Source organism: Plastoroseomonas hellenica, assembly GCF_018129085.1.
GTDB lineage: Bacteria > Pseudomonadota > Alphaproteobacteria > Acetobacterales > Acetobacteraceae > Plastoroseomonas > Plastoroseomonas hellenica.
Genome location: NZ_JAAGBB010000004.1, coordinates 119360 through 144319, shown reverse-complemented (window position 1 = coordinate 144319; position 24960 = coordinate 119360). Strand labels below are relative to the sequence as shown.

The 24960-nt window shown below is 69.4% G+C and carries 24 protein-coding genes; 17 read left to right on the top strand and 7 right to left on the bottom strand.

Annotated elements, in window-relative coordinates; translation table 11 throughout:
* Nucleotides 1-5 precede the first annotated feature (5 nt).
* Nucleotides 6-686: a glutathione S-transferase family protein gene (locus GXW71_RS04670; RefSeq protein WP_211851235.1), complete on the bottom strand. Its 681-nt coding sequence runs from the start codon at nt 684-686 to the stop codon at nt 6-8.
* Between the two features lie 82 nt (nt 687-768).
* Between GXW71_RS04670 and GXW71_RS04665 the strand changes: the two genes are divergently transcribed.
* From GXW71_RS04665 to GXW71_RS04650, 4 genes are all read left to right on the top strand, one after another.
* A complete protein-coding gene (locus tag GXW71_RS04665; protein ID WP_211851234.1) occupies nt 769-1677 on the top strand; it encodes a LysR family transcriptional regulator in 909 nt (302 codons plus the stop codon).
* A gap of 120 nt (nt 1678-1797) precedes the next feature.
* Nucleotides 1798-2778, top strand: coding sequence for a tripartite tricarboxylate transporter substrate binding protein (locus GXW71_RS04660; protein WP_211851233.1), 981 nt, complete (start codon nt 1798-1800; stop codon nt 2776-2778).
* Nucleotides 2779-2946: 168 nt separating this feature from the next.
* Nucleotides 2947-3480 (top strand): 4-vinyl reductase, encoded by a 534-nt coding sequence (locus GXW71_RS04655; RefSeq protein WP_211851232.1) that lies wholly within the window; start codon nt 2947-2949, stop codon nt 3478-3480.
* A gap of 68 nt (nt 3481-3548) precedes the next feature.
* Nucleotides 3549-4160 carry a hypothetical protein gene (locus GXW71_RS04650; protein WP_211851231.1) on the top strand — a complete coding sequence of 204 codons (612 nt, stop codon included), beginning with the start codon at nt 3549-3551 and terminating at the stop codon, nt 4158-4160.
* 51 nt (nt 4161-4211) lie between these two features.
* Here the strand turns inward: GXW71_RS04650 and GXW71_RS04645 are convergent, their stop codons facing one another.
* Nucleotides 4212-4610, bottom strand: coding sequence for a Zn-ribbon domain-containing OB-fold protein (locus GXW71_RS04645; RefSeq protein WP_211851230.1), 399 nt, complete (start codon nt 4608-4610; stop codon nt 4212-4214).
* Nucleotides 4611-4615: 5 nt separating this feature from the next.
* Complete coding sequence (locus tag GXW71_RS04640; protein WP_211851229.1) at nt 4616-5788, bottom strand: thiolase domain-containing protein; 1173 nt, start codon at nt 5786-5788, stop codon at nt 4616-4618.
* Nucleotides 5789-5924: 136 nt separating this feature from the next.
* On the opposite strand from GXW71_RS04640, the gene GXW71_RS04635 reads away from it, so the two are divergent.
* The 3 genes from GXW71_RS04635 (at nt 5925) to GXW71_RS04625 (ending at nt 8718) form a co-directional block, all read left to right on the top strand.
* Nucleotides 5925-6692, top strand: coding sequence for a glucose 1-dehydrogenase (locus GXW71_RS04635; RefSeq protein WP_211851228.1), 768 nt, complete (start codon nt 5925-5927; stop codon nt 6690-6692).
* A gap of 74 nt (nt 6693-6766) precedes the next feature.
* On the top strand, nt 6767-7231 hold the full coding sequence (locus GXW71_RS04630) for a tripartite tricarboxylate transporter TctB family protein (protein WP_211851227.1): 465 nt from the start codon (nt 6767-6769) through the stop codon (nt 7229-7231).
* Entirely contained in the window at nt 7231-8718 is a 1488-nt protein-coding gene (locus GXW71_RS04625) for a tripartite tricarboxylate transporter permease (RefSeq protein WP_211851226.1), read from the top strand. The genes GXW71_RS04630 and GXW71_RS04625 overlap by 1 nt, the downstream gene beginning before the upstream one ends.
* 178 nt (nt 8719-8896) lie before the next feature.
* Here the strand turns inward: GXW71_RS04625 and GXW71_RS04620 are convergent, their stop codons facing one another.
* The gene (locus GXW71_RS04620; protein ID WP_408901819.1) at nt 8897-9169 is read right to left on the bottom strand and encodes an usg protein; all 273 of its coding nucleotides are present in this window, start codon (nt 9167-9169) and stop codon (nt 8897-8899) included.
* A gap of 294 nt (nt 9170-9463) precedes the next feature.
* Here GXW71_RS04620 and groES point away from each other — a divergent pair, with 294 nt between their 5' ends.
* The 3 genes from groES (at nt 9464) to GXW71_RS04605 (ending at nt 12125) form a co-directional block, all read left to right on the top strand.
* Nucleotides 9464-9778 (top strand): co-chaperone GroES, encoded by a 315-nt coding sequence (gene groES, locus GXW71_RS04615; protein WP_211851334.1) that lies wholly within the window; start codon nt 9464-9466, stop codon nt 9776-9778.
* A gap of 57 nt (nt 9779-9835) precedes the next feature.
* Nucleotides 9836-11482: a chaperonin GroEL gene (gene groL, locus GXW71_RS04610; RefSeq protein ID WP_211851224.1), complete on the top strand. Its 1647-nt coding sequence runs from the start codon at nt 9836-9838 to the stop codon at nt 11480-11482.
* 439 nt (nt 11483-11921) lie between these two features.
* The gene (locus GXW71_RS04605) at nt 11922-12125 is read left to right on the top strand and encodes a cold-shock protein (protein ID WP_211851223.1); all 204 of its coding nucleotides are present in this window, start codon (nt 11922-11924) and stop codon (nt 12123-12125) included.
* Nucleotides 12126-12179: 54 nt separating this feature from the next.
* On the opposite strand, the gene GXW71_RS04600 is transcribed toward GXW71_RS04605, so the two are convergent.
* From GXW71_RS04600 to GXW71_RS04590, 3 genes are all read right to left on the bottom strand, one after another.
* Nucleotides 12180-12611, bottom strand: a complete 432-nt coding sequence (locus tag GXW71_RS04600; RefSeq protein ID WP_211851222.1) for a tellurite resistance TerB family protein — start codon at nt 12609-12611, stop codon at nt 12180-12182.
* 71 nt (nt 12612-12682) lie between these two features.
* Nucleotides 12683-15415 carry an ATP-dependent DNA helicase gene (locus GXW71_RS04595; RefSeq protein WP_211851333.1) on the bottom strand — a complete coding sequence of 911 codons (2733 nt, stop codon included), beginning with the start codon at nt 15413-15415 and terminating at the stop codon, nt 12683-12685.
* A gap of 25 nt (nt 15416-15440) precedes the next feature.
* Entirely contained in the window at nt 15441-16439 is a 999-nt protein-coding gene (locus GXW71_RS04590; RefSeq protein ID WP_211851221.1) for an aspartate-semialdehyde dehydrogenase, read from the bottom strand.
* Between the two features lie 149 nt (nt 16440-16588).
* On the opposite strand from GXW71_RS04590, the gene GXW71_RS04585 reads away from it, so the two are divergent.
* From GXW71_RS04585 to GXW71_RS04555, 7 genes are all read left to right on the top strand, one after another.
* The gene (locus tag GXW71_RS04585; protein WP_211851220.1) at nt 16589-18217 is read left to right on the top strand and encodes a lysine--tRNA ligase; all 1629 of its coding nucleotides are present in this window, start codon (nt 16589-16591) and stop codon (nt 18215-18217) included.
* Nucleotides 18214-20157: a phosphatidylglycerol lysyltransferase domain-containing protein gene (locus tag GXW71_RS04580; RefSeq protein WP_211851219.1), complete on the top strand. Its 1944-nt coding sequence runs from the start codon at nt 18214-18216 to the stop codon at nt 20155-20157. Before GXW71_RS04585 ends, GXW71_RS04580 begins: the two co-directional genes overlap by 4 nt.
* Nucleotides 20158-20225: 68 nt before the next feature.
* Complete coding sequence (locus GXW71_RS04575; protein WP_211851218.1) at nt 20226-21539, top strand: UDP-glucose dehydrogenase family protein; 1314 nt, start codon at nt 20226-20228, stop codon at nt 21537-21539.
* Nucleotides 21540-21597: 58 nt separating this feature from the next.
* Nucleotides 21598-23010, top strand: coding sequence for a phosphoglucomutase/phosphomannomutase PgmG (pgmG, locus tag GXW71_RS04570; protein ID WP_211851217.1), 1413 nt, complete (start codon nt 21598-21600; stop codon nt 23008-23010).
* A gap of 62 nt (nt 23011-23072) precedes the next feature.
* Complete coding sequence (locus GXW71_RS04565; protein ID WP_211851216.1) at nt 23073-24053, top strand: Bug family tripartite tricarboxylate transporter substrate binding protein; 981 nt, start codon at nt 23073-23075, stop codon at nt 24051-24053.
* Complete coding sequence (locus tag GXW71_RS04560) at nt 24050-24394, top strand: gamma-glutamylcyclotransferase family protein (protein WP_211851215.1); 345 nt, start codon at nt 24050-24052, stop codon at nt 24392-24394. Before GXW71_RS04565 ends, GXW71_RS04560 begins: the two co-directional genes overlap by 4 nt.
* Complete coding sequence (locus GXW71_RS04555; RefSeq protein ID WP_367617244.1) at nt 24391-24960, top strand: nucleotidyltransferase family protein; 570 nt, start codon at nt 24391-24393, stop codon at nt 24958-24960. The genes GXW71_RS04560 and GXW71_RS04555 overlap by 4 nt, the downstream gene beginning before the upstream one ends.

The window sequence follows — 24960 nt, the reverse complement described above, 5'->3', positions numbered from 1 at the left end:
GCGGCTCACCTGGCGATCGACAGGAGATAGGCGTCATGTCGCCGCAGGAAGGCGAGCAGCAGCGTGGCGTAGTCCGGGCCGACCGCCGCCTGCACGCTTGGCCGAGCGTGCAGGGCCGATCGCCAGGCCCGGACCTTCGGGGTCCCGGCGAAGATCGCGAGATCGGCCAGGCTGTCGAAGAGGTCGAAGTAGCGGAAGACTGGCGCGAAGACCGCATCGACCAGGCCGAAGTGCTCACCGGCGAAGAACGGCCCGTTGTCCAGCGCCGCTTCGACGCGTGCAAACTTGGCCGCGATCGCTGCGCGCTTGCTTTCGAAGACCGTCGCATCCTGCGTCGTCTCGAGGCCATAGAGGTCGGACAGGATCGCGGATCCGAACTCCATCCAGGCGCGATGCTGTGCGCGCTCCAAGGGATCGGCCGGAAGCAGCTTCGGCCCCGCCTCCGTCTCCTCGATGTATTCGCAGATGACGTTGCTCTCGAAGAGCACGGCTTCGCCCCCATCCGACTGCCGGACGCGGAGCAGCGGCACCTTCCCGAGCGGGGAGATCGCGCGGAACCAGTCGGGCTTGGCCGAAAGGTCGATGGTCACGCGCTTGAAAGGGACGTCCTTCTCCAGCAGCGCGATGGCGGCGCGCTGGACATAGGGGCAGAGGTCGTGGCTGACGAGAATGAGGCGGTCGGGCATCGGTGCCTCCGGCTGCGAATGACAGAGGCGAAGCTGGGATCTACCTTCGCGCAAGGGAATGAGGTCGGCCTGCAAGATGTCTTTGCCTGCAAGACAAGAAGTCTTCAGCCTCGAGGACCTTCGGCTGCTGGCGGCACTGGCCGAGACCGGCAGCCTGGCGGCGGCTGCCCGGCAGGTCCGCGTCAATCACGCGAGCGCCTGGCGGCGGCTCGGCGCGCTCGAGGGCCGGCTCGGCGTGCGCCTCTTCGATCGGCGTCGCACCGGCTATGCCGCGACGCCGGCGGGGGAGGAAGCGATCGCCGTGGCGCGGCATATGCTGGCCGAGCTCGACGCCCTCGAACGCCGGCTCGCCGGGCGGGACATCCGGCCAAGCGGGATCGTGCGCCTGACGACCACGGACACGCTGCTGGCCCTGGTGCTGCCGGTGGTGGCGGGGCTGCGCGCGACGCATCCGGGCCTGGTGGTCGAGCTGGTGACCGACAACGGCTTCTTCACCCTGACCCGTCGCGACGCCGACATCGCGCTGCGGCCCGCGAGCGCGGCGCCCGAAGGCCTCGTCGCGCGCCGGCTCGGGACTGTCGCGACTGCGGTCTATGCATCCGCCCGTTATCGCGAAACCCGCGCCGGCGACCCCCTCGCGCTCGACTGGCTCGGCCCGGACGACAGCCTGTCGCATCTCGGCTCCGCGCGCTGGATCGCGGACGAGGTCGCACCGGAGCGGATCGTCCATCGGGCGAGCTCGCTCCTGGCGCTTGCCGCCGCCGCCCGTGCCGGGATCGGCCTGGCGCCGCTGCCCTGCGTCATCGCCGACCCCGATCCGGGCCTCGTCCGGGTCATGCCGCCGCTTGCGGAGATGGCGACCTCGCTTTGGCTCCTGACCCATCCGGATCTGCGCAGCACCGCACGCGTCAGGGTGGTGCTCGACGCCTTGGCGGAGCAGTTGAAGGCGCAGCGCGGCCTTCTGGCAGGCCAGGAACTCCGCGGCCTGTGACACCCGCTTCCACACGGCGTCGTTGCCGCTCCTTGCGGAGCGTTCCACCGCCAAGATAGCCTTCCCCGGCAAACGAAGCGGGGCCCTCGGGCACCCGATGCCAGGGAAGGAAGCCTCCTCATGCACAGCATCACCCGTCGCGGGCTCGGCGCCGCCGGAGCGGCCGCGCTGCTCGCGCGCCCCGCGCTCGCGCAGGCGCGCTATCCCTCGCGGCCCATCCAGCTCATCGTGCCCTGGGGCGCCGGCGGCGGCACCGATGCCACCGCGCGTATCATCGGCACCCTGCTGGAGCGCGACATCGGCCAGCCCGTGAACGTCGTGAACCGCACCGGCGGCTCTGGCGTCGTCGGCCATGCCGCGATCTCCCAGGCCCAGCCCGATGGCTACACCATCGGCATGATCACCGTGGAGATCACGATGATGCACTGGCAGGGCCTGACGCCGCTCAATCACACCAGCTACACGCCGATCGCCCTGATGAACGAGGATCCGCCCGGCGTGCAGGTCCCCCATAACGCGCCCTATCAGGACATCAAGGCGCTCGCCGACGCGATCAAGGCCGCACCCGCCGGCCGTCTCAAGGCCTCCGGCACCGGCCAGGGCGGCATCTGGCACCTGGCGCTCGTCGGCTGGCTGCAGGCCATGGGGCTGCGTGCCGACCATGTCCGCTGGGTGCCCTCCAACGGCGCTGCGCCGGCGATGCAGGATCTCGCTGCCGGTGGTCTCGACCTCGTCACCTGCTCAGTGCCGGAAGCCCGCGCGATGATCGATGCCGGGCGCGCCCGCAGCCTCGCGATCATGGCGCCGCAGCGCAACCCGATCTTCCCCAATGTGCCGACCTTGAACGAGACGCTCGGCATCAACTACGCGACCGGCGCCTGGCGCGGCATCGCCGCCCCCCTCAACCTGCCGCGCGACATCGTCCAGCAGCTCGAAGCCGCCATGGACCGCATCTACAAGGCGCAGGAGTTCAAGGACTTCATGAGCGCCCGCGGCTTCGGCACCGTCTGGGGCACTGCCGAGCAATTCGCCGCCTTCATGGACCGCGGCAACCGCGCCATGGGCGAGGCCATGCGCGCCGCGGGTCTCGCACGCGGCTGAGGCTCGCGATCAGCCGGGAGGGGCAGCCCCCTCCCGGCCATGCCACGCACCGGCGCAGACCCCATGGCCTTGATGGCGCGCGTCGGTCGCTTGACGGTCACGATCGCCTCCTGCCTCGATCGCCGGCCGAGGCTTGACGCCCGGCGCGGCCAATATCCGGAGACGTGCATGGCTCAGCCCCAAGTCCCGATCGACGTCGATCCGGAAACCGGCATCTGGCGCACGGACGGTCTGCCGATGATCTACCTTCCCCGGCATTTCCTGGTGAACCTGCAGAAGGGCATCGAGGCGGCCATCGGCGTCGAGGCCTATCGTACCATCCTCTACGGATCGAGCGATCTCTCCGCTCTGCAATGGTGCCGGGAGGAGGCGAGGACCCATGGCCTCACGCCGCTCGACACCTTCCGGCATCACCTGAAGCGCCTGTCGCAGCGCGGCTACGGCCTGCTGGAGATCACCGCCCTCGATGCCGTGGCAGGAACCGCCGTCATCACCATCCGCAACTCCGCCTTCGCGCTCGGCTATGGTCCGGGGACCGGGCGCCCCGTCTGCTCCATGTTCGAGGGCAGCTTTGCCGGTGGCATGCGTTTCGTGCTGGAGCAGGCCGGCCACCCCGGCGAGCCGGTCTGCCGCGAGGTGGCCTGCGCCGCCGATGGCCATGCCGAATGCCGTTTCGAGCTGCGGTGCGAGGCGGCGGGCTGACGTCATTGATCCCGCCGGATACGGGGAGCAAGCTCGCGGACACAGCAGCGCGGGAGGGGAACGCATCGATGGCCGAGACACTGGTCTTTCCGGGCACAGTCGAATGGTCGGGCGAGAATCCCGGCATTTCCCTGAAGGAGGATCCGACCGGCCCCTTCACCACCCTCGCGTCGTTCTTCCGTGTGATGCTGTCGCCGCACGGGCGTGGCCACGCGCTGGTGCTGATGCAGTCGCCGCAGGCCGCCGCACCACCGGCCGAGCAAGCGAATCTCTGCCTGACTGACAATGAGCCGCTCGCCCGCTGGCTGGTTTCGAATTACGTGGCGCATTTCGGGGCTTGGCGCGGTCTGCCGGGGTTGCAGGGGCTGCAGTTCCGCAGGCTCGACAGCGTCGCCGCTGATGGCGACGCCATCACGCGCTACGGCGAGACGGTGCGGGCCGGCGACATGACCGTGGTGCTGGAGTGGTCCGGGCTTAGCAAGCCCTTCTGCTTTGCGTTGGCGCCGGCCCAGTCGGCCACCGGCCGGCACCATATGCCGAGCCTCTTCGTGGGCTGCGACACCGCGACCGTCACCGTGAATGGCCGGGTGCGGCCGGGCGCACCGATCCCGCGTGAAGTCGCGGGGCAACGCATCTCGACGGCGATGCTGGCCTTTTCGGAGACCTGGATCCGCACCTGACACGGACCCGCAGATGGAAGAGGGGCGGCGCCCCTTTTCCGAAATGCGCCGTCAGGCCGGCGTGAACATGTAGACCGGCGGCGCGCCTTCGGTGGTCGGTTTCCAGACGAGCTTCACCTTCTGGCCGATCTTCAGCGCGTCGAGGTCGCAGTCGACGATGTTGGTGAAGATGCGCGGGCCTTCGTCGAGCTCGACATAGGCGACCGCGTGCGGCTCCTTCGTGCGGGCGACCGTGTAGGTGTAGATCGTGCCGGTGCCCTTGGCTTCCACCAGCGCCACATTGTTGGAGAGGGTGAAGGGGGAGACGCCGCGCGGGTAGAAGAAGTGCTTGCCAGTGTCCTTGCAGAGCCCGATCAGGAAGCGGCCTTCGCGGGCGGCGTCCCAGAAGGGCTTGTTGGTGGGGTCGACCGCGGGTGCCGGGATCGCCCGGTTGGCTGCCATCGTCGCCATGATGCTTACTCCCGCTCCAGGATCAGGGTGCCGCTGCCGTGGCGGATGCTGAGGAGGCCGCCGGTGCCATGCGCCAGCACCAGGTCGGCATTCTTCACCTGCACGGCGGGATGGGCTTCGCCGCGCGCCTGGCGCACCGCTTCGATGACCTTGGTCATGCCGCCGCGATTGGCCGGGTGGTTGGAGCAGAGGCCGCCGCCATCGGTGTTGAAGGGCAGCTTGCCGATGCCCGAGATCAGGTTGCCGTCAGCGACGAACTTGCCGCCCTGGCCCTTCTCGCAGAAGCCGAGATCCTCGAGCTGGATCAGCACGGTGATGGTAAAGCTGTCGTAGATGCTGGCGTATTTGATGTCGGTGGGGGTGACGCCGGCCATGTCGAAGGCCCGCTTGCCGGAGAAGCGGGCGCCCGAGAAGGTGACGTCGATGGTGCCGCCGGCCTGGTGCTTCACCGCTTCGCCGGAACCCTTGATCTTGACCAGCGGACGCTTCAGCGACTTCGCGATCTCCGGCCGCGCGACGATCAGCGCGCCGCCGCCGTCGGAGATGACGCAGCAATCGAGGCGGTGCAGCGGGTCGGCGACGAGCGGGGAGTTCACCACGTCTTCCACCGTCACGACCTTGCGCAGCATCGCGTGCTCATTGTGTTGCGCGTGGTGGGAGGCGGCGACCTTGATCCAGGCGAGCTGTTCGCTGGTGGTGCCGAATTCGTGCATGTGGCGCATCGCGGACATCGCATAGGCGGTCGCGACGGTGCGGTTGAAGGGAATCTCGAAGGGATCGTCCGGCACGTTGACGCCCCAGGAACGGGGCGCGGTGCCGGTCGCCATCGCTTCCGAGCGCGGCCGGCCGGCGAGCGTGATGAGCGCGATGTTGCACTTGCCGAGCGCGATCGCCTCCGCGGCATGCGCGACATGGATCAGGTAGGAGGATCCGCCGGTATCGGTGCTGTCGATATGGGAGAGCCGGTTCAGCCCCATGTAATCGGCCATGTTGAGCGGGCCGAGGCCGGGGGCGTCGCCGGCGCAGAAATAGCCGTCGATGTCGTCCTTGGTCAGCCCGGCATCCTGGAGCGCGCCATAGGCCACCTCCGCGTGGAGCTGCGCGACGGACTGGGTTTCGGCCTTGCGCGTCGGGTGCTCATAGGCGCCGACGATATAGGCCTTGCCGTTGATACTCATGGCCGCGTGTTTCCCATTCTCATGCCGGGCATTCCCTGCCGTAGTTCCGCGAGGCGGAATGGCAGCACAGGGCGCCGCTGCTGTCACCCCCACCCGGACGGCTCTAAGCTCCCGAAGGCCGGGAAAGAGGAAGCCGATGGCAAGCAAGCTGTTCGATCTGACGGGGCGTCTGGCTGTTGTGACCGGGTCGAGCCAAGGCATCGGCTTCGGCTTGGCCCAGGGCCTGGCGGAGGCCGGCGCGCGGGTGGTGCTGAACGGGCGGAACCCGGAGAAGCTGGCGGCCGCCGTGGCGCGGCTCGCGGAGCGTGGCGTCGCGGTGGAGCAGGCGGCTTTTGATGTCGCCGACCCCGCGGCGACCGAGGCGGCGATCAGCGAGATCGAGGCGCGGCTGGGGCCGATCGCGATCCTCGTCAACAATGCCGGCATCATGCGCCGCATGCCCTCGATCGAGGTCACGCCGGAGGTGTGGCGGGAGGTGCTGGGGACCAATGTCGATGCGGTCTTCTTCACCACCCAGGCGGTGGCGCGGCGGATGATCCCGCGCGGCGCCGGCAAGATCATCAATGTCTGCTCCGTGAACAGCGAGCTGGCGCGCCCGACCATCGCGCCCTACGCCACCAGCAAGGGCGCGCTCCGGATGATGACGCGGACGCTCTGTGCCGAATGGGCGAAGCACGGCATCCAGGTGAATGGCCTGGCGCCCGGCTATTTCGAGACGGAGCTGACGGAGCCGTTGGTACAGGATGCTGCTTTCACCGACTGGCTCTGCAAGCGCACGCCTGCCGGCCGCTGGGGCAAGGTGGAGGAGTTGGTGGGGGCGGCGGTGTTCCTGGCCTCGCCGGCCTCGGATTTCGTCAATGGCCACCTCCTCTACGTGGATGGCGGGATGACGGCCGTCCTCTGACCGCCGCGCTGGACCGCGCGCTCGGCGCGCCTTTAGAATCCCTCGACAAGAACGAGGCGAGGGGGAAAGCGGACATGCAATTGTCCGACCGGGTGACCGGCGCGGTGATCGCGACGGTCGGGGTTGCTGCGGCCTGGGCAGGGTCCCGGCTGCCGGGGGTGCCGGGCCAGGATGTCGGCCCGAGCGTGTTCCCGATGATCATCGGCGGCGGGATGCTGCTCTGCGGGGTGCTGATCGCGCTTGGCGTCGGCAGTTCGCTGGAAGTGCCGGAGGACCCGGAGGAGACGCCGCGGCCCTGGTTTCATGGGCTGCGTGCCTTGCTGCCGCCGGCGCTGCTGCTGTTCTACGTGCTGACGGTCGACAGGCTCGGCTTCCTGATCACCGCGGCCGCGGTCGTCGGCGTCACGTCGCTGGCGCTCGGCGCCCGGCTGCGGCTGGCGCTGCCACTGGCAGTGCTGGCGCCGCTCTTTGTCCATGTGGTCTTCGTGAAGCTGCTGCGGGTGCCGCTGCCCGATGGCTTGATGGCGGCACCCTGGTGATGGCGGACCTCCTCGAAGCCTTCCGGCTGGTCGCCCAGACGGATGTGATCATCGCGATCCTCGCGGCCTCGGTCTACGGACTGGTGGTGGGTTCGCTCCCCGGGCTTTCGGCGACCATGGCGACGGCGCTGCTGGTGCCGATCACCTTCTATCTCTCGCCGATTGCGGCCATCGCCACGATCATAGCGGCCTCGGCGATGGCGATCTTCTCGGGCGACATCCCCGGCTGCCTGCTGCGCATCCCCGGCACGCCGGCCTCGGCCGCCTATACCGATGAGGCCTATGCGATGACGCGCAAGGGCCAGGCGGAGCTGGCGCTCGGCGCGGGTCTCTGGTTCAGCGCGATCGGCGGCATCGTCGGCACGCTCTCGCTGGTGCTGATGGCGCCGGCGCTGGCGGAGATGGCGCTGAGCTTCTCGACCTTCGAGTATTTCTGGCTCGCCTTCCTCGGGTTGATGTGCGCGACGCTGGTCGCGCGCTCCTCCCCGATCAAGGCGATCGCGGCGATGTTCATCGGGCTGCTGGTCTCCTGCATCGGCATGGAAAATCCGGCCGGCACGCCGCGCTTCACCTTCGGTATCACCGACCTGCTCGGCGGCATCGAGCCTATCCCGGCGCTGGTCGGCGTCTTCGCGGTGAGCGAGGTGATGCGCGCCATGCTGACCGCGGAGCCGCCGCCGCTGCCGAAGCGGCGCTTCGGCAGCATCCTCGCGGGGCAGTGGAAGCTGACGAAGAAGTACCAGTGGCCGATGTGGCGGGGGAACATCGTCGGCATCATCATCGGCGTGCTGCCGGGTGCCGGCGCCGACATGGCGGCCTGGGTCAGCTACGCGATGTCGAAGCGCTTCTCCAAGGAGCCGGAGAAATTCGGCACCGGCCATCCGGAAGGGCTGGTGGAGGCGGGTGCATCCAACAACGCCTCGCTCGCCTCCGGCTGGGTGCCGTCGCTGCTGTTCGGCATCCCCGGCGACACCATCACCGCGATCGCAATCGGCGTGCTCTACATGAAGGGGCTGAACCCAGGCCCGACGCTGTTCACCGAACGTGCGTCGAGCATGTACGCGCTGTACCTGATCTTCATCATCGCCAACATCATCATGATCCCGCTCGGCATCCTGATGATCCGCGCGGCGAGCCACGTGCTGAAGGCGCCACGGTCCAGCGTGATGCCGGTGATCGTGCTGCTCTGCGCGGTGGGCGCCTTCGCGACCGGGAACAACCTGTTCTCTGTGCTGCTGGTGGCGCTGTTCGGCTGCCTCGGCTTCGTGATGGAACGGAACGGCTATCCGGTGGCGGCGATGGTGCTCGGCATCGTCATGGGGTCGATGGTGGAGACGAACTTCATCACCTCGCTGATCAAGTCGGACAGCAGCGTGCTGCCCTTCTTCGAAAGGCCGGTCTCCGCGGTTCTGGCCTTCATGACCGGCGCCGCCCTGCTCTGGCCGTTGGCCTTGCTCTTCAGAAAACGCCAGCCGCAGCCGGCGTGAACAAGCTGCGGGGAAGCCCCCACGGCCGCAGGCCGCCCCTGGTTCCTGCGGAGCGAGGCGAAGCCGATGCTCCGGGGCCGCGAATGCGGCCCCGCGCGCGACCAACCGATGTCGCCAGCGCGCCCTGACAGCGCGAAAGCCAAGCACGCGGATGCGTGCGCCGGCGATTGAGGTCGGACTAATGCAACCTCAGTTCGCCGTCGGCATAGCGGAGTTCCGCCGGGCGCAGCAGGGCGGTGGAGGCGACGCGCACCGAATGCAGCGGCCCCTCGATCTCGCGCCGCCAGAATTCGAGGAAGCGCTGGAGCTCGGGGAATTCCGGTGCCCGATCAAGCTTCTGCCAGACGAAGCTCTGCAGCACGGCCGGGTGGTCGGGCATGTGATAGAGGATCTCGGCCGTGGTCAGCCGCCAGTCGGGAACACGGATCAGGGGGTCAAGCGCTTTCAGCACCAAAGGGACCTCGCGGCCTTAGGTCGGCCCTGCCCATCAGGGCCGTGACACAGCCGCAGCATGACATGGCGATGACGGCCGACTCCAAGTAAAAAATCCGCTTAAATCAATACATTAGCACTCGCACTCTTTGAGTGCTGCAACCGCTTGACGCGCCGGCATGGCCGCTATACCTCTCTGGCACTCCTTCGGGGGGAGTGCTAGCGGAGCCGGGCCATGGTGGCCGGAACCCGCAGACCCACCCAAGCCCGGAGCGAGACGTGCTTCAATCATGAGGCGTCAGGAGAGGATCACATGAGCTTCCGTCCCCTGCATGACCGCGTTCTGGTTCGCCGCGTTACCGCGGAAGAGAAGAGCGCCGGCGGCATCATCATCCCCGACACTGCGAAGGAAAAGCCGCAGGAGGGTGAAGTCGTTTCCGTCGGTTCCGGCACCCTGAACGACAAGGGCGACCTCCGCCCGCTCGACGTCAAGGCCGGCGACCGCATCCTGTTCGGCAAGTGGTCTGGCACCGAGGTGAAGATCGGCGGCGAGGAGCTGCTGATCATGAAGGAATCCGACATCCTCGGCATCATCGAGGGCACGGCTGCGGCGAAGAAGGCGGCCTGAGCCGCTTCCGCCATCCTGCCCTGACATCAACACCGGACAAGAAAGAGGTAATCGCACATGGCTGCAAAGGACGTGAAGTTCGGCGCCAACGCGCGCGATCGTATGCTGCGCGGCGTCGATATCCTGGCCGATGCCGTGAAGGTCACGCTCGGCCCCAAGGGCCGCAACGTCGTGATCGACAAGTCGTTCGGCGCGCCGCGGATCACCAAGGACGGCGTGACCGTCGCCAAGGAGATCGAGCTGGCCGACAAGTTCGAGAACATGGGCGCGCAGATGGTGCGCGAAGTGGCCTCGAAGACCAACGACATCGCCGGTGACGGCACCACCACCGCGACCGTGCTGGCCCAGGCCATCGTGCGCGAGGGTGCGAAGGCTGTCGCCGCCGGCATGAACCCGATGGACCTGAAGCGCGGCATCGACAAGGCCGTCACGGTCGTCGTCGAGGAGCTGAAGGCCCGCACCCGCAAGATCACCACCTCCGCCGAGGTCGCTCAGGTCGGTTCGCTCTCCGCCAATGGCGAGACCGAGATCGGCGAGATGATCGCCAAGGCGATGGAGCGCGTCGGCAACGAAGGCGTGATCACCGTCGAGGAAGCGAAGAGCATCCAGACCGAGCTCGACGTCGTCGAGGGCATGCAGTTCGACCGCGGCTACGTCTCCCCGTACTTCATCACGAATGCGGAGAAGATGATCGCGGAGATGGACAACCCCTACGTCCTGATCTTCGAGAAGAAGCTCTCGCAGCTCCAGCCGATGCTGCCGCTGCTCGAGGCGGTGGTGCAGTCGGGCCGTCCGCTGGTGATCGTGGCCGAGGACGTCGAGGGTGAGGCGCTGGCGACGCTGGTCGTCAACAAGCTCCGCGGCGGCCTGAAGATCGCGGCCGTGAAGGCGCCTGGCTTCGGCGATCGCCGCAAGGCGATGCTCGAGGACATCGCGATCCTGACCGGCGGCGAGGTGATCTCCGAAGACCTCGGCATCAAGCTCGAGAACGTGACGCTGGCGCAGCTCGGCCGTGCCAAGACGATCCGCATCGAGAAGGAGAACACCACCATCGTTGATGGTGCCGGCTCCAAGGATGCGATCAACGGCCGCGTGGAGCAGATCAAGGCGCAGATCGAGGAGACCACCTCGGACTACGACCGTGAGAAGCTGCAGGAGCGTCTGGCGAAGCTGGCCGGTGGCGTTGCCGTCATCCGCGTCGGCGGCTCGACCGAGGTCGAGGTGAAGGAGCGCAAGGACCGCGTCGATGACGCGCTGCATGCGACCCGCGCCGCGGTCGAGGAAGGCATCGTCCCGGGCGGCGGCATCGCGCTGCTGCGCGCGTCGCAGAAGCTCGCGGGCCTGAAGGCCGACAATGCGGATCAGCAGGTCGGCGTCGAGATCGTGCGTCGCGCGATCCAGGCGCCGGTCAAGCAGATCGCCGAGAACGCCGGCAAGGACGGCGCCGTGGTCGCCGGTGAGGTGCTGCGCACCGACACCTACGAGTACGGCTACGATGCCCAGAACGACGAGTACAAGAACCTCGTCGAGGCCGGCATCATCGACCCGACCAAGGTCGTGCGCACCGCCCTGCAGGACGCCGCGTCGGTCTCCTCACTGCTGATCACCACCGAGGCGATGGTGGCCGAGCGCCCGGCGAAGGCCGCGCCCCCGGCCGGTGGCCCCGGCGGCGGCATGGGCGGCATGGGCGACATGGACTTCTGATCTTCCTCACGGAAGGCAGACAGGAAGGGGCGGTCCGCAAGGACCGCCCCTTCTTCGTTTCGGCACCTGCACCACCGCACTGCGACGCGGCCGCAGGCCGCCACCGGAAAGGCCGGGCTGCGAGGCGCAGCCGATGCAGACCGAGGCCGCGAATGCGGCGCGCGCGCGACCAACTGATGTCGCCAATGCTGCCCCGACAGCGCGGTAGCCAAGCCGGCGGATGCCGGCGCCGGCGATTGAGGACTTGCAAAATATTGCACTGCGATATCGCATCGGATTTGTTTGACACTGTCTGCCCCACGCCTCAGGGTCGGGCGCCAACCGACTTGGCCCGCCGTGCCGTGCCTCCGGATAGCCGGGTGCCTCCATGACGTCCCAACAACCCGGTTGCGTGCCTGGGTGATCGTACCCCGGCACAGCGAGGAAGGAGGCAGATCGGATGTCGATCGGCACTGTGAAGTGGTTCAACGCAACCAAGGGCTTCGGCTTCATCGTCCCGCAGGAAGGTGGCAAGGACGTCTTCGTCCACATCACCGCGGTGCAGAAGGCCGGCCTGCAGGGCCTGAACGAGAACCAGAAGGTCAGCTACGACGTGGTGATGGAGCGCGGCAAGGCCGCCGCCACCAACCTCAAGCCGCTCTGAACGGCTGATGCGTCGAGGGGGCCGGCTGCCGGACGGCGCCGGCCCTTTCCGCGTTCAGATGACCTGGTAGCGCGCCCGCGTCGCGCGCTCGATCGCGCCCGCGATCAGCCGGTCGATGTCCATCGCGATCCGGAAATCCTGCAGGAACAGCAACTCGCCCTGCGTCGCATCACCATCCGCGGCCGCGACCTCGCAGGCCAGCAGATAGGCCGTCTCGCGCAGGCGCGGCGGCAGGGCGTCGCGGATCATGGTGCAGGCCAGGTCCAGCCCGTCGCTCCGGTTCAGCAGGCCGAGGCAGGTTTCCGTGACGGTGCCGATCTCTTCCGGATGGAATTCGGAGAAGACCGGCAGCTCCTGCACCAGCCGCGTCATCACGCCGATCTCGGCATCCGACATGCGCTCATCGGACGCGGCCATCAGCACCATCGCGCAAACCAAGGCTTCCTGCACGTTGAAGCGCAGCGTGGCGGCATTTTCGGTGGTCATGCGGCACTCCCCTGGCTCCGGTGCTGCAATTCTACCGCGAAGCGATCGATGCCGACAGCCTCAGCAGGCTCTCATTCCGCCAGAAAGTTGCGCACGGCCTCCGCCACGGCGCGCAGCGGCAGCCGCTGCGGGACCACACCGGATGGCAGCCCGGCCAGCAGGCGGGACGGCGTGCGCGGGTCCAGCACCACGAAGACGCCCTTGTCGTCGGCGCGGCGGATCAGGCGCCCGAAGGCCTGGCGCAGCCGGTGCCGGGCCACCGCGTCGTCATAATCCTTCGGCCGGCCTTCCGAGAGATGCGTCCGCCGTTCCCGGTGCAGGATGGACGGGCGCGGCCAGGGCACGCGATCGAAGACCAGCAGCCGCAGCGAACGGCCGGGCACGTCCACGCCGTCCCGCATCGCGTCGGTGCCGAGCAGGCAGGCATCCTCCTCGGCGCGGAACACGTCGACCAGAGTCGCATTGTCCATCGCGTCCACATGCTGGGCGTAGAGCGGGATGCCCGCTTCCTCCAGCGCCGGTGCGATGCGGGCATGGGTCTCCCTGAGCCGCCGGATCGCGGTGAAGAGGCCGAGCGCGCCGCCGCCCGAGGCGAGGAACAGCGCCCGCATCGCGCCGGCGATCTGCCCGGCATCGCCCTGGCGGACATCGGTGACGACGAAGGCGCGCGTATGCGCCGCGTAGTCGAAGGGCGAGGGCATCGCCGCGCGCAGCGCCGGCAGCGGCAGGTGGAGCGCGCCGGTGCGCGCCTCCGCGGCGTGCCAGGCGGCTTCCACATCCTCGCCCTCCGCCGCGTCACGCAGCGTGGCGGAGGTGACGAGCAACCCGTGCGCGGGCGCCGCGACCACCGTCGCGAACGGCACCGTCGGGTCGAGGTGGTGGCGATGCATGCCGGCATCGATGTCGCGGCCCTCCCGCCGCTCCAGCGAGAGCCAGTCGATATAGGTGGGCCGCTGTCCGGCCTCTGGTGCCGGGCCCTGGACATGCCGCAGCATGCCGATCCAGGCCCCGAGCGGCGCCAGGGCGCGGCGATCGAGCGAGCGGCAGACCGCCTCGATCCGGATGCGGGTGCCGGTCTCCATCTCCTCGCCTTCGCTCTCCACCAGCGCCTCCAGCCGGGTGCGCAGCGTCTTGAGCGGCGTCTCCAACCGCGCCATCGCACGCTCCAGCGCCGCGGCGGCCTCCGGCAGCGTTTCGGTCACCGGATGCAGGTCGCATTCCGAATCATAGCCGGCATCGGCTTCGGCGCTGCGCGCCAGGACCTGGTGACGCACCTGGTGCAGGAAGGCCTCGGCCGGATTCTCCGCCGCGGCCGGCTCCGCCAGCCGGGCGTGCCAGCCGGCGGTTGGCAGCGACCGCGCGGCGTGCAGCGCGGCTTCCATCGGCGCCAGCAGGTCCGGCTTGCCGCCGACCACCTCCTCCAGCCGCCGGCGCAACCCACGCGCGCGGGAACGGCCGCCTTCCGCGCCAAGCAGCCAGCGCCGGAGCTCCGCGGTCTCGGCGCCGGTGAGCGCTGCAGAGAAAGCGGAATCGGCCGCGTCGAACAGGTGATGCCCCTCGTCGAAGACGAGGCGCAGCGGCCGCCCATCCTCGCCGCCGCCGAAGGCGGCCTGCACCATCACCAGCGCGTGGTTCGCGACCACGATGGAGGCGCCGCGGGCGCGCCGGATCGAATGTTCGACGAAGCATTGCTTGTAGTGCGGACAGGCGGAGTGGATGCATTCGCCGCGGCGGTCGGCCAGCGGCGCGATGGCGTGGTGGCCGAAGAGCTCCGCCAGCCAGCCGGGGAAGTCGCCGCCCATCAGGTCGCCGTCGCGGGTCGCCAGCGCCCAGCGGGCGGCGAGCGCCAGCGCCATGACCTGCCCCGGATGGCCGCCGCCGGTCGCCTCCTCCAGGTTCAGCAGGCAGAGGTAGTTCTCGCGCCCCTTGCGCAGCACGACCTTCTGCCGCCGTTCCTCCGGATCGGGGAACAGCCGCGCCAGCTCCTGGTCGATCTGGCGCTGCAGGTTGCGGGTATAGGTCGAGATCCAGACCGGCGCGCCGTTGCGCTCCGCCCAGAGGCTGGCCGGCGCGATGTAGCCGAGCGTCTTGCCCGTGCCCGTCCCGGCCTCGGCCAGCACCATCTGCGGCGAACCCGGCGCCGTGCGGGGCGCGAAGGCGGCGGCGGCGGCGGAGGCGTAGTCGGCCTGCTGCGGCCGCTGCTCGGCATCCTCGCCGAGGATCTCGGCTAGGCGCTGCCGGGCTTCCGCCGGCTCCACCCCGAAGCTCGCCGCCGGCATGGGCGGTGCGGTGTCCTCCCATTCCGGCAGGCGGCGCCAGACCTTGAGGCCGTTCGGGGAGGCGACGGCACTCTCATCGCCGAGCGCCGCCAGGACCGAGGCCGCCCAGGGCCAGTCCACCGCCTCCCGCAGCCGGGCCGCCAGCGACGCCGCATCGCGGTTCAGGGGCGCGCCGCGCCCGGCGGCGAGATGGCGGAGCAGGGCGGTCGCCATCTCCGGCAGCAGCGCGGCGGCGGCCTCCGCATCCCGGGGCGCGTCGAAGCCCAGCGCCATGGCGAGGCCGCGCGGCGTCGGCGCGCAGGGCTGCGCCGGCCTGCAGAAGGCGAAGAGCTCCAGCAGGTCGAAGGCGCCGGGGAAGCCGGGCAGGCCGAGGCGCCGCGCTGTCGCCGGCGCATGCACAAGCAATGGCGGCGCATCGAGATGCGCCGTCACTTCGCCGGCGGGGAGCCAGAGGAACTCCCCATCCGGGGTCAGCAGCGCCGCACGCCCGTTGCCGGCGATCAGCGCCGGCGCCTCCGGCAGCAGGAGGCGCGGTGGCGCTTTCGGGCGTTCAGGCAGCGCGCAGCCGTTCCGCGATCTGCACCGCGTTCAGCGCCGCGCCCTTCAGCAACTGGTCGCCGCAGAGGAAGAGGTCGAGGCCGCGATCGCCGAAGACCGGATTGGCCCGGATGCGCCCGGCTTCGACATCGTCGCGGCCGGTCGCGGTCAGCGGCATCGGGTAGCGATTCGCCCCCGGCTCGTCGACGACGATCACGCCCGGCGCCGCGGCCAGCACTTCGCGTGCCGCCTCCGGCGTCACCGGGCGCTCGGTCTCGATGGTCACCGCCTCGGCATGCACACGGAAGGTCGGGATGCGGACGGCGGTGCAGGAGATCAGCAGGTCGGGCTGACCCATGATCTTCCGGCTCTCCCAGGTGACCTTCATCTCTTCCCGCGTATAGCCGTTCGGCTGGAAGCTATCGATGTGCGGGATGACATTGAAGGGCAGGGGATGGGCGAAGACCGCATGCCCCGCGGGCTGGCCCTCGACCAGCGCCCGGCGCGTCTCCCGCTCCAGCTCCTGCATGCCCTCGGCGCCGGCGCCGCTGGCCGCCTGGTAGGTGGAGACGATGACGCGCTTCAGGCCGAAGGCCCGGCGCAACGGCTCCAGCGCCACGACCAGGATGGCGGTGGTGCAGTTGGGGTTGGCGATCAGGCGATGCTTGCCGATCGCGGCCGCATTCACCTCCGGCACCACCAGCGGCACGTCATCCTCGAGCCGGAGGGCGGAGGAATTGTCCACCACCGCAACGCCTTCGGCGGCCAGCGCCCGGGCATGCTGCTTGGCGAAGTCGCCGGAGACGGCCAGCAGCGCCAGGTCCAGCCCGCGCGCGGCCTCGGGGGAGAAGGCCTCGATGGCCACCTCCCCGAAGGGGGTTTTAATTCGGGTGCCGGCGGACCGGGTCGAGGCGAAGAGCTTCAGTTCGGTCACCGGGAAGCGGCGCTTGCCCAGCACCTCCACCAGTTCCTTGCCGACAGCACCCGTGGCCCCGATCACGCCGACGCGCATGACACCCTTCCTCATGAGACGCAAAGCGCCCGATTAGCGCAGACCGGCCGCCGGCGCCACACCGGTCGTCGCAAACCCGTCATGCGATGGCGCGCATTCCCGCAACGAGCCGAATTGACCCCGCCGCCCCCGCCTGCCATCTGGCCGGGATGACCGCTGATCCATCGCTCCGTACCGTCAGGGCCTGGCCTTTCGAGGAGGCGGCGCGCGTCGCCGATCGCCTCGCGGCCCGCCCGAAACCGGCGGGCGCGCTGTTCGAGACCGGCTATGGCCCCTCCGGCCTGCCCCATATCGGCACCTTCGGGGAGGTGGCGCGCACCACCTGGGTGAAGCGCGCCTTCGAGCGCATGACCGGGTTGCCGGCCAGGCTGATCGCCTTCAGCGACGACATGGACGGGCTGCGCAAGGTCCCGGACAACGTCCCGAACAAGGCGATGCTGACCGAATATCTCGGCCGCTCGCTGACCGCGGTCCCCGATCCGTTCGGCACCCATGACAGCTTCGGCGCGCACAACAACGCCCGGCTGAAGGCCTTCCTCGACGCCTTCGGCTTCGAATACGAATTCGCCTCCTCGACCGACTACTACAAGGGTGGCCGCTTCGACACGGCGCTGCTGCGCATGGCGGAGCGCCACGACGCGGTGCGCGACGTCATCCTGCCGACCTTGGGGCCGGAGCGGCGCGCCACCTATTCGCCCTTCCTGCCGCTCCATCCGAAGACCGGCGTCGTGATGCAGGTGCCGATGGAGGCGGTGCACCCGGACCGCGATACGCTGGTCTGGCGCGACCCCGAGAGCGGCGAGCGCTTCGAGACGCGCATCACCGGTGGCCACTGCAAGGCGCAGTGGAAGGCCGACTGGGCGCTCCGTTGGTACGCGCTCGGCGTCGATTACGAGATGTCGGGCAAGGACCTGATCGACAGCGTGAAGCTCTCCTCGGCGATCTGCCGGGTGCTGGGCGCCGAGCCGCCGGTGAGCTTCACCTATGAGCTGTTCCTGGACGACAAGGGCCAGAAGATCAGCAAATCGAAGGGCAATGGGCTCACCATCGACGAATGGCTGCGCTATGCGCCGCCGGAGAGCCTGGCGAACTTCATGTACCAGGCGCCGCAGCGGGCGAAGCGGCTCTATTTCGACGTGATCCCCCGCGCCGTGGACGACTATGTCGCGCATCTCGACCGGCTGCGCGCCGCGCCCGATCCGGCGAACCCGGCCTGGCACATCCATGGCGGCCCCACCAACGATCCGGGCAGCCCGCTTTCCTTCGCCATGCTGCTGAACCTGGCGAGCGTCGTGAACGCCGACGAGCCCGCCATCCTCTGGGGCTTCATCCGCCGCTACGCGCCGGAGGCGACGCCGGAAAGCCATCCGCTGCTGGCCCGCCTCGCGGAATACGCGGTCGCCTATTACCGCGACTTCGTGCTGCCGCAGAAGCAGCACCGGGCACCGGATGCGGGCGAGCGGGGGGCGCTGGAAGCGCTGCTCGCCGCACTCCGCGACCGCGCGGCGGATCTGGAGGCGCTGCCGGCCGAGGAGCGCGCCCGCGCCATCCAGGACCTGGTCTATGACGCCGGGCGGCGGGAGCCCTTCCTGGAGGCCGGGAAGGATGGCCGCCAAGGTGTCTCCCGCGCCTGGTTCAACGCGCTGTACCAGGTGCTGCTCGGCCAGCAGGAAGGGCCGCGCTTCGGCGGCTTCGTGGCACTCTACGGCATCGCCGGCACCATCGGGCTGATCGAGGCGGCGCTGGCGCGCGAGGATGGCGGGGACCACGCCCCGTGAAGACGATCTGGCCGCTGCTGCGCCGCCACGGGCCGACGGTCTTCGGCCTGGCGCTGCTGGTCGGTGCGATCTACGTCGTGCAGCACGAGTTCCGCGGCCTCTCGGTCGCGGATATCCGGAACGCGCTGGCGGCGATCCCGCCGGCCTCGCTCTGGATCGCTGCCGGCTGGACGCTGCTCGCCTTCGCGGTTCTGACCATCTACGACCGGCTGGGCTCGGTCTATGCCGGGCATCCCGTGAGCTATGCGCGCAGCTCCCTCGCCTCCTTCGTCTCCTATACCCTGGCGCACAATCTCGGCTTCGCCGCGGTCTCGGGGGCGGCGGTGCGCTACCGCTTCTACGCCGCCTGGGGGCTGACGCCGCTCGAGATCGCGAAGCTCGTCGCCTTCACCAGCCTGACCTATGGGCTCGGCGGCTTCGCGCTCGGCGGCATGGTGCTGATGGTGGAGCCCGGCATCCTGCCCTGGTTCCGCGACCATGTGCCGGATGTCGCGATGCGCGGTATCGCTCTGCTGCTCTGGAGCATCGTCATCGCCTATATCGTGGCGTCGCGTCTGGTTTCGAGCATCCGCATCTTCGGCCACGAGATCGCGTTGCCGGGCCTGAAGATGGCGCTGGCGCAGGTGACGCTCGCCAGCGTCGATGTCGCGGTGACGGCAGCGATCTTCTACACGCTGCTGCCGGAGGCCGAGGGCCTCACCTTCGTCAAGTTCCTCGGCATCTATGTCGCCGGCTACACGATCGGCATCGCGGCCAGCGTGCCGGGGGGCATCGGTGTCTTCGACGGCTTCCTGCTGCTGGCGCTGTCGCCCTACATGGCACCGTCCCAAGCGGTGGGGGCGCTGCTGTTGTTCCGCCTCTACTACTACATCGCCCCACTCTTCGTGGCTGGCGCCCTCTTCGCCGCCTTCGAGGTGGCGCAGCGCCGCGCCGCCTTCGAGCGGCTGACCGGCAATATCCGTGGCAGCGAGGCGCTGGAGGTGCCGGCGCTCGCCTCTCTCGTCGGCTTTGGCGGCGCCATCCTGATCTTCGTCGGCGCGCTGCCGGTGAAGGGGACGATCATCGAGGAGTGGGCCGGTCCGACGGCGGCCATCGCCTCGCATTTCGCGGCCTCCGTCGTGGGGTCGCTGCTGCTGGTGACCGGCTATGGCATGCTGCGCCGGCTGCGCATCGCCTGGATCCTCGGCCTCCTGTTCCTGCTGAACGGCGCCGCCATCCTGTGGCTGCGCGGGGAGGCCTGGTGGCTCTGGGGGGCCTTCCTGGCCGTCTTCGTCCTGCTGGCCGCGATGCGCGGTGCCTTCTACCGCATCGCGCGGCTGATCGGGGAACCCTTGTCGGGGGAGGCGACGCTGGCGCTCGGTGCCATTGCCGGCTGCGCCATCACCCTGGCGCTCGTTGCCTATGACAGCTCGATCTCGCATGCGAGCTGGTGGCAGGTGGTGCTGTCCGGGGTGGCGCCGGATTCCCTGCGCTTTACGGTCGGGCTGTCGGCGGTGCTGCTGCTGGTCGCGATGCTGCGCCTGCTCCGGCCCGCCCGGCGCGCGGCCACGCCCTACGACGCCGAGACCAGGCTGCGCCTGCGCGGCCTCGGCGCGCTGGCGCCGGAGATGGCGGACGGCGCCGTGTTCGGGGATGCCGGCCGCGCCGGTCTCGCTTTCGTGAAGCGCGATGATGTGTGGCTGGCGCTCGGGGATCCCGCCGGAGAGGAGCGGGATCGAATTTCCGCGATCTGGCGGTTCCGCGACCTGTGCGAGAGCGCGGGTGTCGATCCCGCCTTCTGGCGCACCGGCCCGGAATTGCTCCGCGTCTACGAGGATATCGGGCTGACGGCCTTTCCGTTGGGTGAGATGCAAACGCAACCACGGTATCTTGCGTGTCGGGCTGAGAAGGATCTCAAGAAGTTGCTGCCGCTGCTGCCCCCGGAACCGTCGCATGCCTGACCCTTGCGCCTGGGCTGCGGAACCGGCATGGCCATGGCTCGCGATCCCGGGACGAAAGGACTGACGCGATGCGCATCACCATGATCGGCGCCGGCTATGTCGGCCTTGTCTCCGGTGCCTGCTTCGCCGAGTTCGGGCACGATGTCATCGTGCTCGACAAGGATCCGGCCAAGATCGAGGCGCTGCAGGCGGGCCGCATCCCGATCTACGAGCCGGGGCTGGAGAAGCTGGTCGCCGACAATGTCCACGACCGAAGGTTGCATTTCACGACCGATCTCGCTGAGGCGGTCGGGGGTGCGGAGGCGGTCTTCCTCGCGGTCGGCACGCCGACCCGGCGCGGCGACGGCCATGCCGACCTCACTTACGTCTTCGCGGCGGCCGAGGAGGTGGCGCGGGCGCTGACCGGCCCGACCGTGCTGGTCACCAAGTCGACGGTCCCGGTCGGCACTGGTGCCCAGGTGCGGGAGATCGTCCGCCGGGCGCGGCCGGACCTCACGATCGATGTGGCCTCCAATCCGGAATTCCTGCGCGAAGGCAATGCGATCGGCGATTTCATGCGGCCTGACCGCGTGGTGATCGGCGTCGAGTCCGAGCGGGCCGAGGCGGTGCTGAAGCGGCTCTACCGCCCGCTCTACCTCATCGAGACACCGGTGGTCGCGACCGCGATCGAGACCGCCGAGATGATCAAGTATGCCGCCAATGCCTTCCTGGCGATGAAGATCACCTTCATCAACGAGGTGGCCGATCTCTGCGAGAAGGTCGGCGCCGATGTGCATGACGTGGCGCGCGGCATCGGGCTCGACGGCCGCATCGGACGCAAGTTCCTCCATCCCGGCCCGGGCTATGGCGGATCCTGCTTCCCGAAGGACACGCTGGCCTTCGCGCGCACCGGGCAGGATTACGGCCGCCCGCTGCGGCTGGTGGAAGCCACCGTCGCGGTGAACGAGGCGCGCAAGGAAGCCATGGCGGCGCGCGTCATCGAGGCCTGCGGGGGTGATGTCGCCGGCAAGACCATCGCGGTGCTCGGCCTGACCTTCAAGCCCGAGACCGACGACATGCGGGAATCGCCGTCACTGACGGTGCTGCCGCTGCTGGCGGCCGCGGGGGCCAAGCTCGCCGCCTTCGATCCGGCGATGAGCGAGTTTGCGCGGCAGTCGCTGCCGGCCAGCGTCCGTTACGCCGGCAATGCGCTGGGCGCCGCCGAGGGGGCGGATGCCGTGGTGCTGTTGACCGAATGGAACGAGTTCCGTGCCCTCTCGCCGCAGAAGCTGAAGGCGGCGATGCGGGGCGACGTGGTGCTCGACCTGCGCAATGTCTGGGATCCGGTCGCGATGCGCGAGGCCGGCTTCCGCTATCACTCCATCGGCCGGCCCAAGGTATGATCCGTCCGCCTATGCCGGCGGAGCATGCTCAACGTCGCCACGCTCCAGGGAGACCCGGATGACCGCCTTCAATCACCGCTTCGACACGACGACGCTGCGCGAATACGACATCCGCGGCATCGTCGGGAAGACGCTGCATCCCGCGGACGCCTTCGCGATTGGCCGCTGCTTCGGCTCGATCGTCGCGCGCGGCGGCGGGAAGACGGTCGCCGTCGGGCGAGACGGGCGGCTGTCCTCACCGGAGCTGGAGCCGGCGCTGGTCGCGGGGCTCAGCGCCTGCGGGCTGGAGGTGCTGCGGGTCGGCACCGGGCCCACGCCAATGCTCTACTACGCGACCTATGCGCTCGCGGCCGATGGCGGGGTGATGGTGACCGGCAGCCACAATCCGCCGGACTACAACGGCTTCAAGATGATGCTCGGCAAGAAGCCCTTCTTCGGCTCGCAGATCCAGGAGATCGGCCGCATGGCGGCCAGCGGCGACGTGGTGGCGGAGGCTGCCGGCAGCGACCGGCATGTCGACATCGCGGAGGACTACCTGGCGCGCATGCTGCGCGACTATGACGGCGGCGAGCGCAAGCTGCGGGTGGTCTGGGATCCCGGCAATGGCTCGGGTGCTGAGATCGTGAAGGCGCTGGCGGCGCGGCTTCCGGGTGAGCACACCGTCATCAACGGCACCATCGACGGCACCTTCCCGGCGCATCACCCGGATCCGACGGTCGCCAAGAACCTGGAGCAGATCATCGCCGAGGTGCGGGCCCGCAAAGCCGATCTCGGCATCGCCTTCGACGGCGATGCGGATCGTATCGGCGTGGTCGATGATGAAGGCCATATCCTGTTCGGCGACCAGCTCCTGGTGGTGCTGGCGCGCGATGTGCTCAAGGCGAAGCCGGGCGGGATCATCATCGCCGATGTGAAGGCAAGCCAGGTGCTGTTCGACGAGGTCGCGAAGGCCGGCGGCACGCCGCTGATGTGGAAGACCGGGCATTCCTTGATCAAGGCGAAGATGGCCGAGACCGGCAGCCCGCTGGCCGGGGAGATGTCGGGCCACATCTTCTTCGCCGACAAATGGTACGGCTTCGACGACGCGCCCTATTCCGCGCTGCGGCTGCTCGGCATCGTCGCGCGGATGACGGAGAAGCTCTCCGACGTCCGCCGCGCGATGCCGCAAGTGATCAACACGCCGGAGCTGCGTTTCGACTGCGCCGAGGACCGCAAGTTCCAGGTCGTCGCCGAGGTGAAGGACCGCCTCTCGGCCGAAGGTGCCAAGGTGCAGGACGTCGATGGCGTGCGGGTGCTGACCGAGGATGGATGGTGGCTGCTGCGCGCCTCGAACACCCAGGCGGTGCTGGTGGCGCGTTGCGAGGCGACGAGCGAGGCAGGGCTCGATCGGCTGAAGGCGAGCCTGGTCCGCCAGCTCACCGCCAGCGGTCTCGCGGCGCCGGATTTCTCGGGCGAAAACGCGGGTCATTGACGGCAGGCGGGAAGCGCGGCCACGCTCGGGGTAACCATAAGGTTATCCCGGGAGTGACATCCATGCTGACCCGCCGTCGCGTCCTTCTCGCAGCCCCTCTCGCCGCGGCGCTGCCGCGCTTCGGGGCCGCGCAGGAGGCTGCTTATCCCTCGCGCCCCATCCGCATCATCGTGCCCTTCCCGGCAGGCGGCACCACCGATCTGCTGGCGCGGCTCTATGCGCAGCGCCTGACGGAGACGATGGGGCAGTCAGTGGTGGTCGAGAACCGCGGAGGCGGTGGCGGGTCGATCGGCGCCGACGTCGTCGCCAAGGCGGCGCCGGACGGCTACACGCTGCTGTTCCACAACCTCACCTTCTGCACCACGACAGCGGCGCTGGAATTCCAGAACCGCGCCCCGCATGCGATCGAACGCGACTTCGCGCCGATCTCCATGGGCGCCAACGTGCCGATGATGCTGCTGGTCGGCGCTGCGGTGCCGGCGCAGAACCTGCGGGAATTCGTGGCGCTCGCACGCACTCGGACCGACCTGTTCTACGGCTCCACCGGGCCGGGCAGCACGATGAACCTGGTGGGCGAGATCCTGAAGCGCGATGCGCAGATCCGCATGGACCACGTGCCTTTCCGCGGCGCTGCGCCACTGGTGCAGGACATGCTGGCGGGGCGCATCCATTTCGGCGGCGACCAGCTTTCCTCCTCGCTCGGCCATATCCGCGGCGGTGCGCTGCGCCCCATCGCAACGCTGGCCGCCCAACGCGCGAGCGCCCTGCCGGATGTGCCGACCGCGCGGGAGCAGGGCTTTCCCAATATCGAGCTGCTCGGCTGGAACGGCTTCTTCGCTCCCGCGCGCACGCCGGCGCCGGTGCTCGCGCGGCTGCACCAGGAGATCGCGGCCGCCGCCCGCCACCCCGCCGTCGCCAACCGCATCAACGAGCTCGGCGCGGCGCCGGGCGGCGACAGCCCGGAGGAGTTCGGCGCCAATGTCCGCGCTCAGCTCGCGCAGGTGCGGCCCTTGGTGACCGAGCTCCGCATGCAGGTGGAGTGAGCGCGCCCATCTTCGTCTACGGCACGCTCCTCGATCCCGCCGTGCTGGCGCGGCGCGGCGGTGATGCGCGGCTGGCGCGCCGCATGGTGCCGGCGATCCTGCTCGGGCATCGCCGCGTCGCGCTGCGCGGCACGCCCTGGCCGACGCTCCGGCCCGACCGGCAGGGCGCGGTCGCGGGCGAGGTGATCCACCCGCCTGCCGCGGCGCTCCGCCGCCTCGCCGCCTATGAGGGGGCCGAGTACCGGCTCTGCCCGGTGCGCGTGCTGACCCCGCGCGGCCCGCTGCGCGCCCGGGCCTGGATGGCACCACCCTGGCGCGCCGACGTGGCGCCCTGGCCGTGATCCACGACGCGGCCGGACTCGGCCGATTCCTCGAAGCAACTCCTGCCGTTGTGGAGCCGCTGCGCCTGGTGGTCAGGCTCGGCCTGCCGGACGTCTGGATCGGCGCGGGCCTGCTGCGCAACACGGTCTGGGACGCGCTCTCCGGACTGTCGCCGGGCAGCAATCCGCCCGGCGACATCGACGTCATCTGGTTCGACGCGCTGGCGCCAGAGGCGGCGGATATGGCGATCGAGGCGCGGCTCCACGCTGTCCGGCCGGATCTTCCCTGGTCGGTGCGCAACCAGGCGCGCATGGCGGTGCGCAACGGCGATGTGCCCTATGCTGACGCGCGCGACGCGGTGGCGCATTGGCCGGAGACCGCGACCGCCATCGCCGCGCGCTGGACAGGCGACGCGCTGGAGATCATGGCGCCGCATGGCCTCGACGATCTCCTCGCGTGCCGCCTCCGCCCGACGCCGCATTTCGCGGCCTCCGCCGCGAAGCGCGCGATCTTCGCCGAACGCATCCGGGTGAAGCGCTGGGCGGCGCGCTGGCCAGGCCTTTCCGTGGCCGCCGAGCTACCCTGA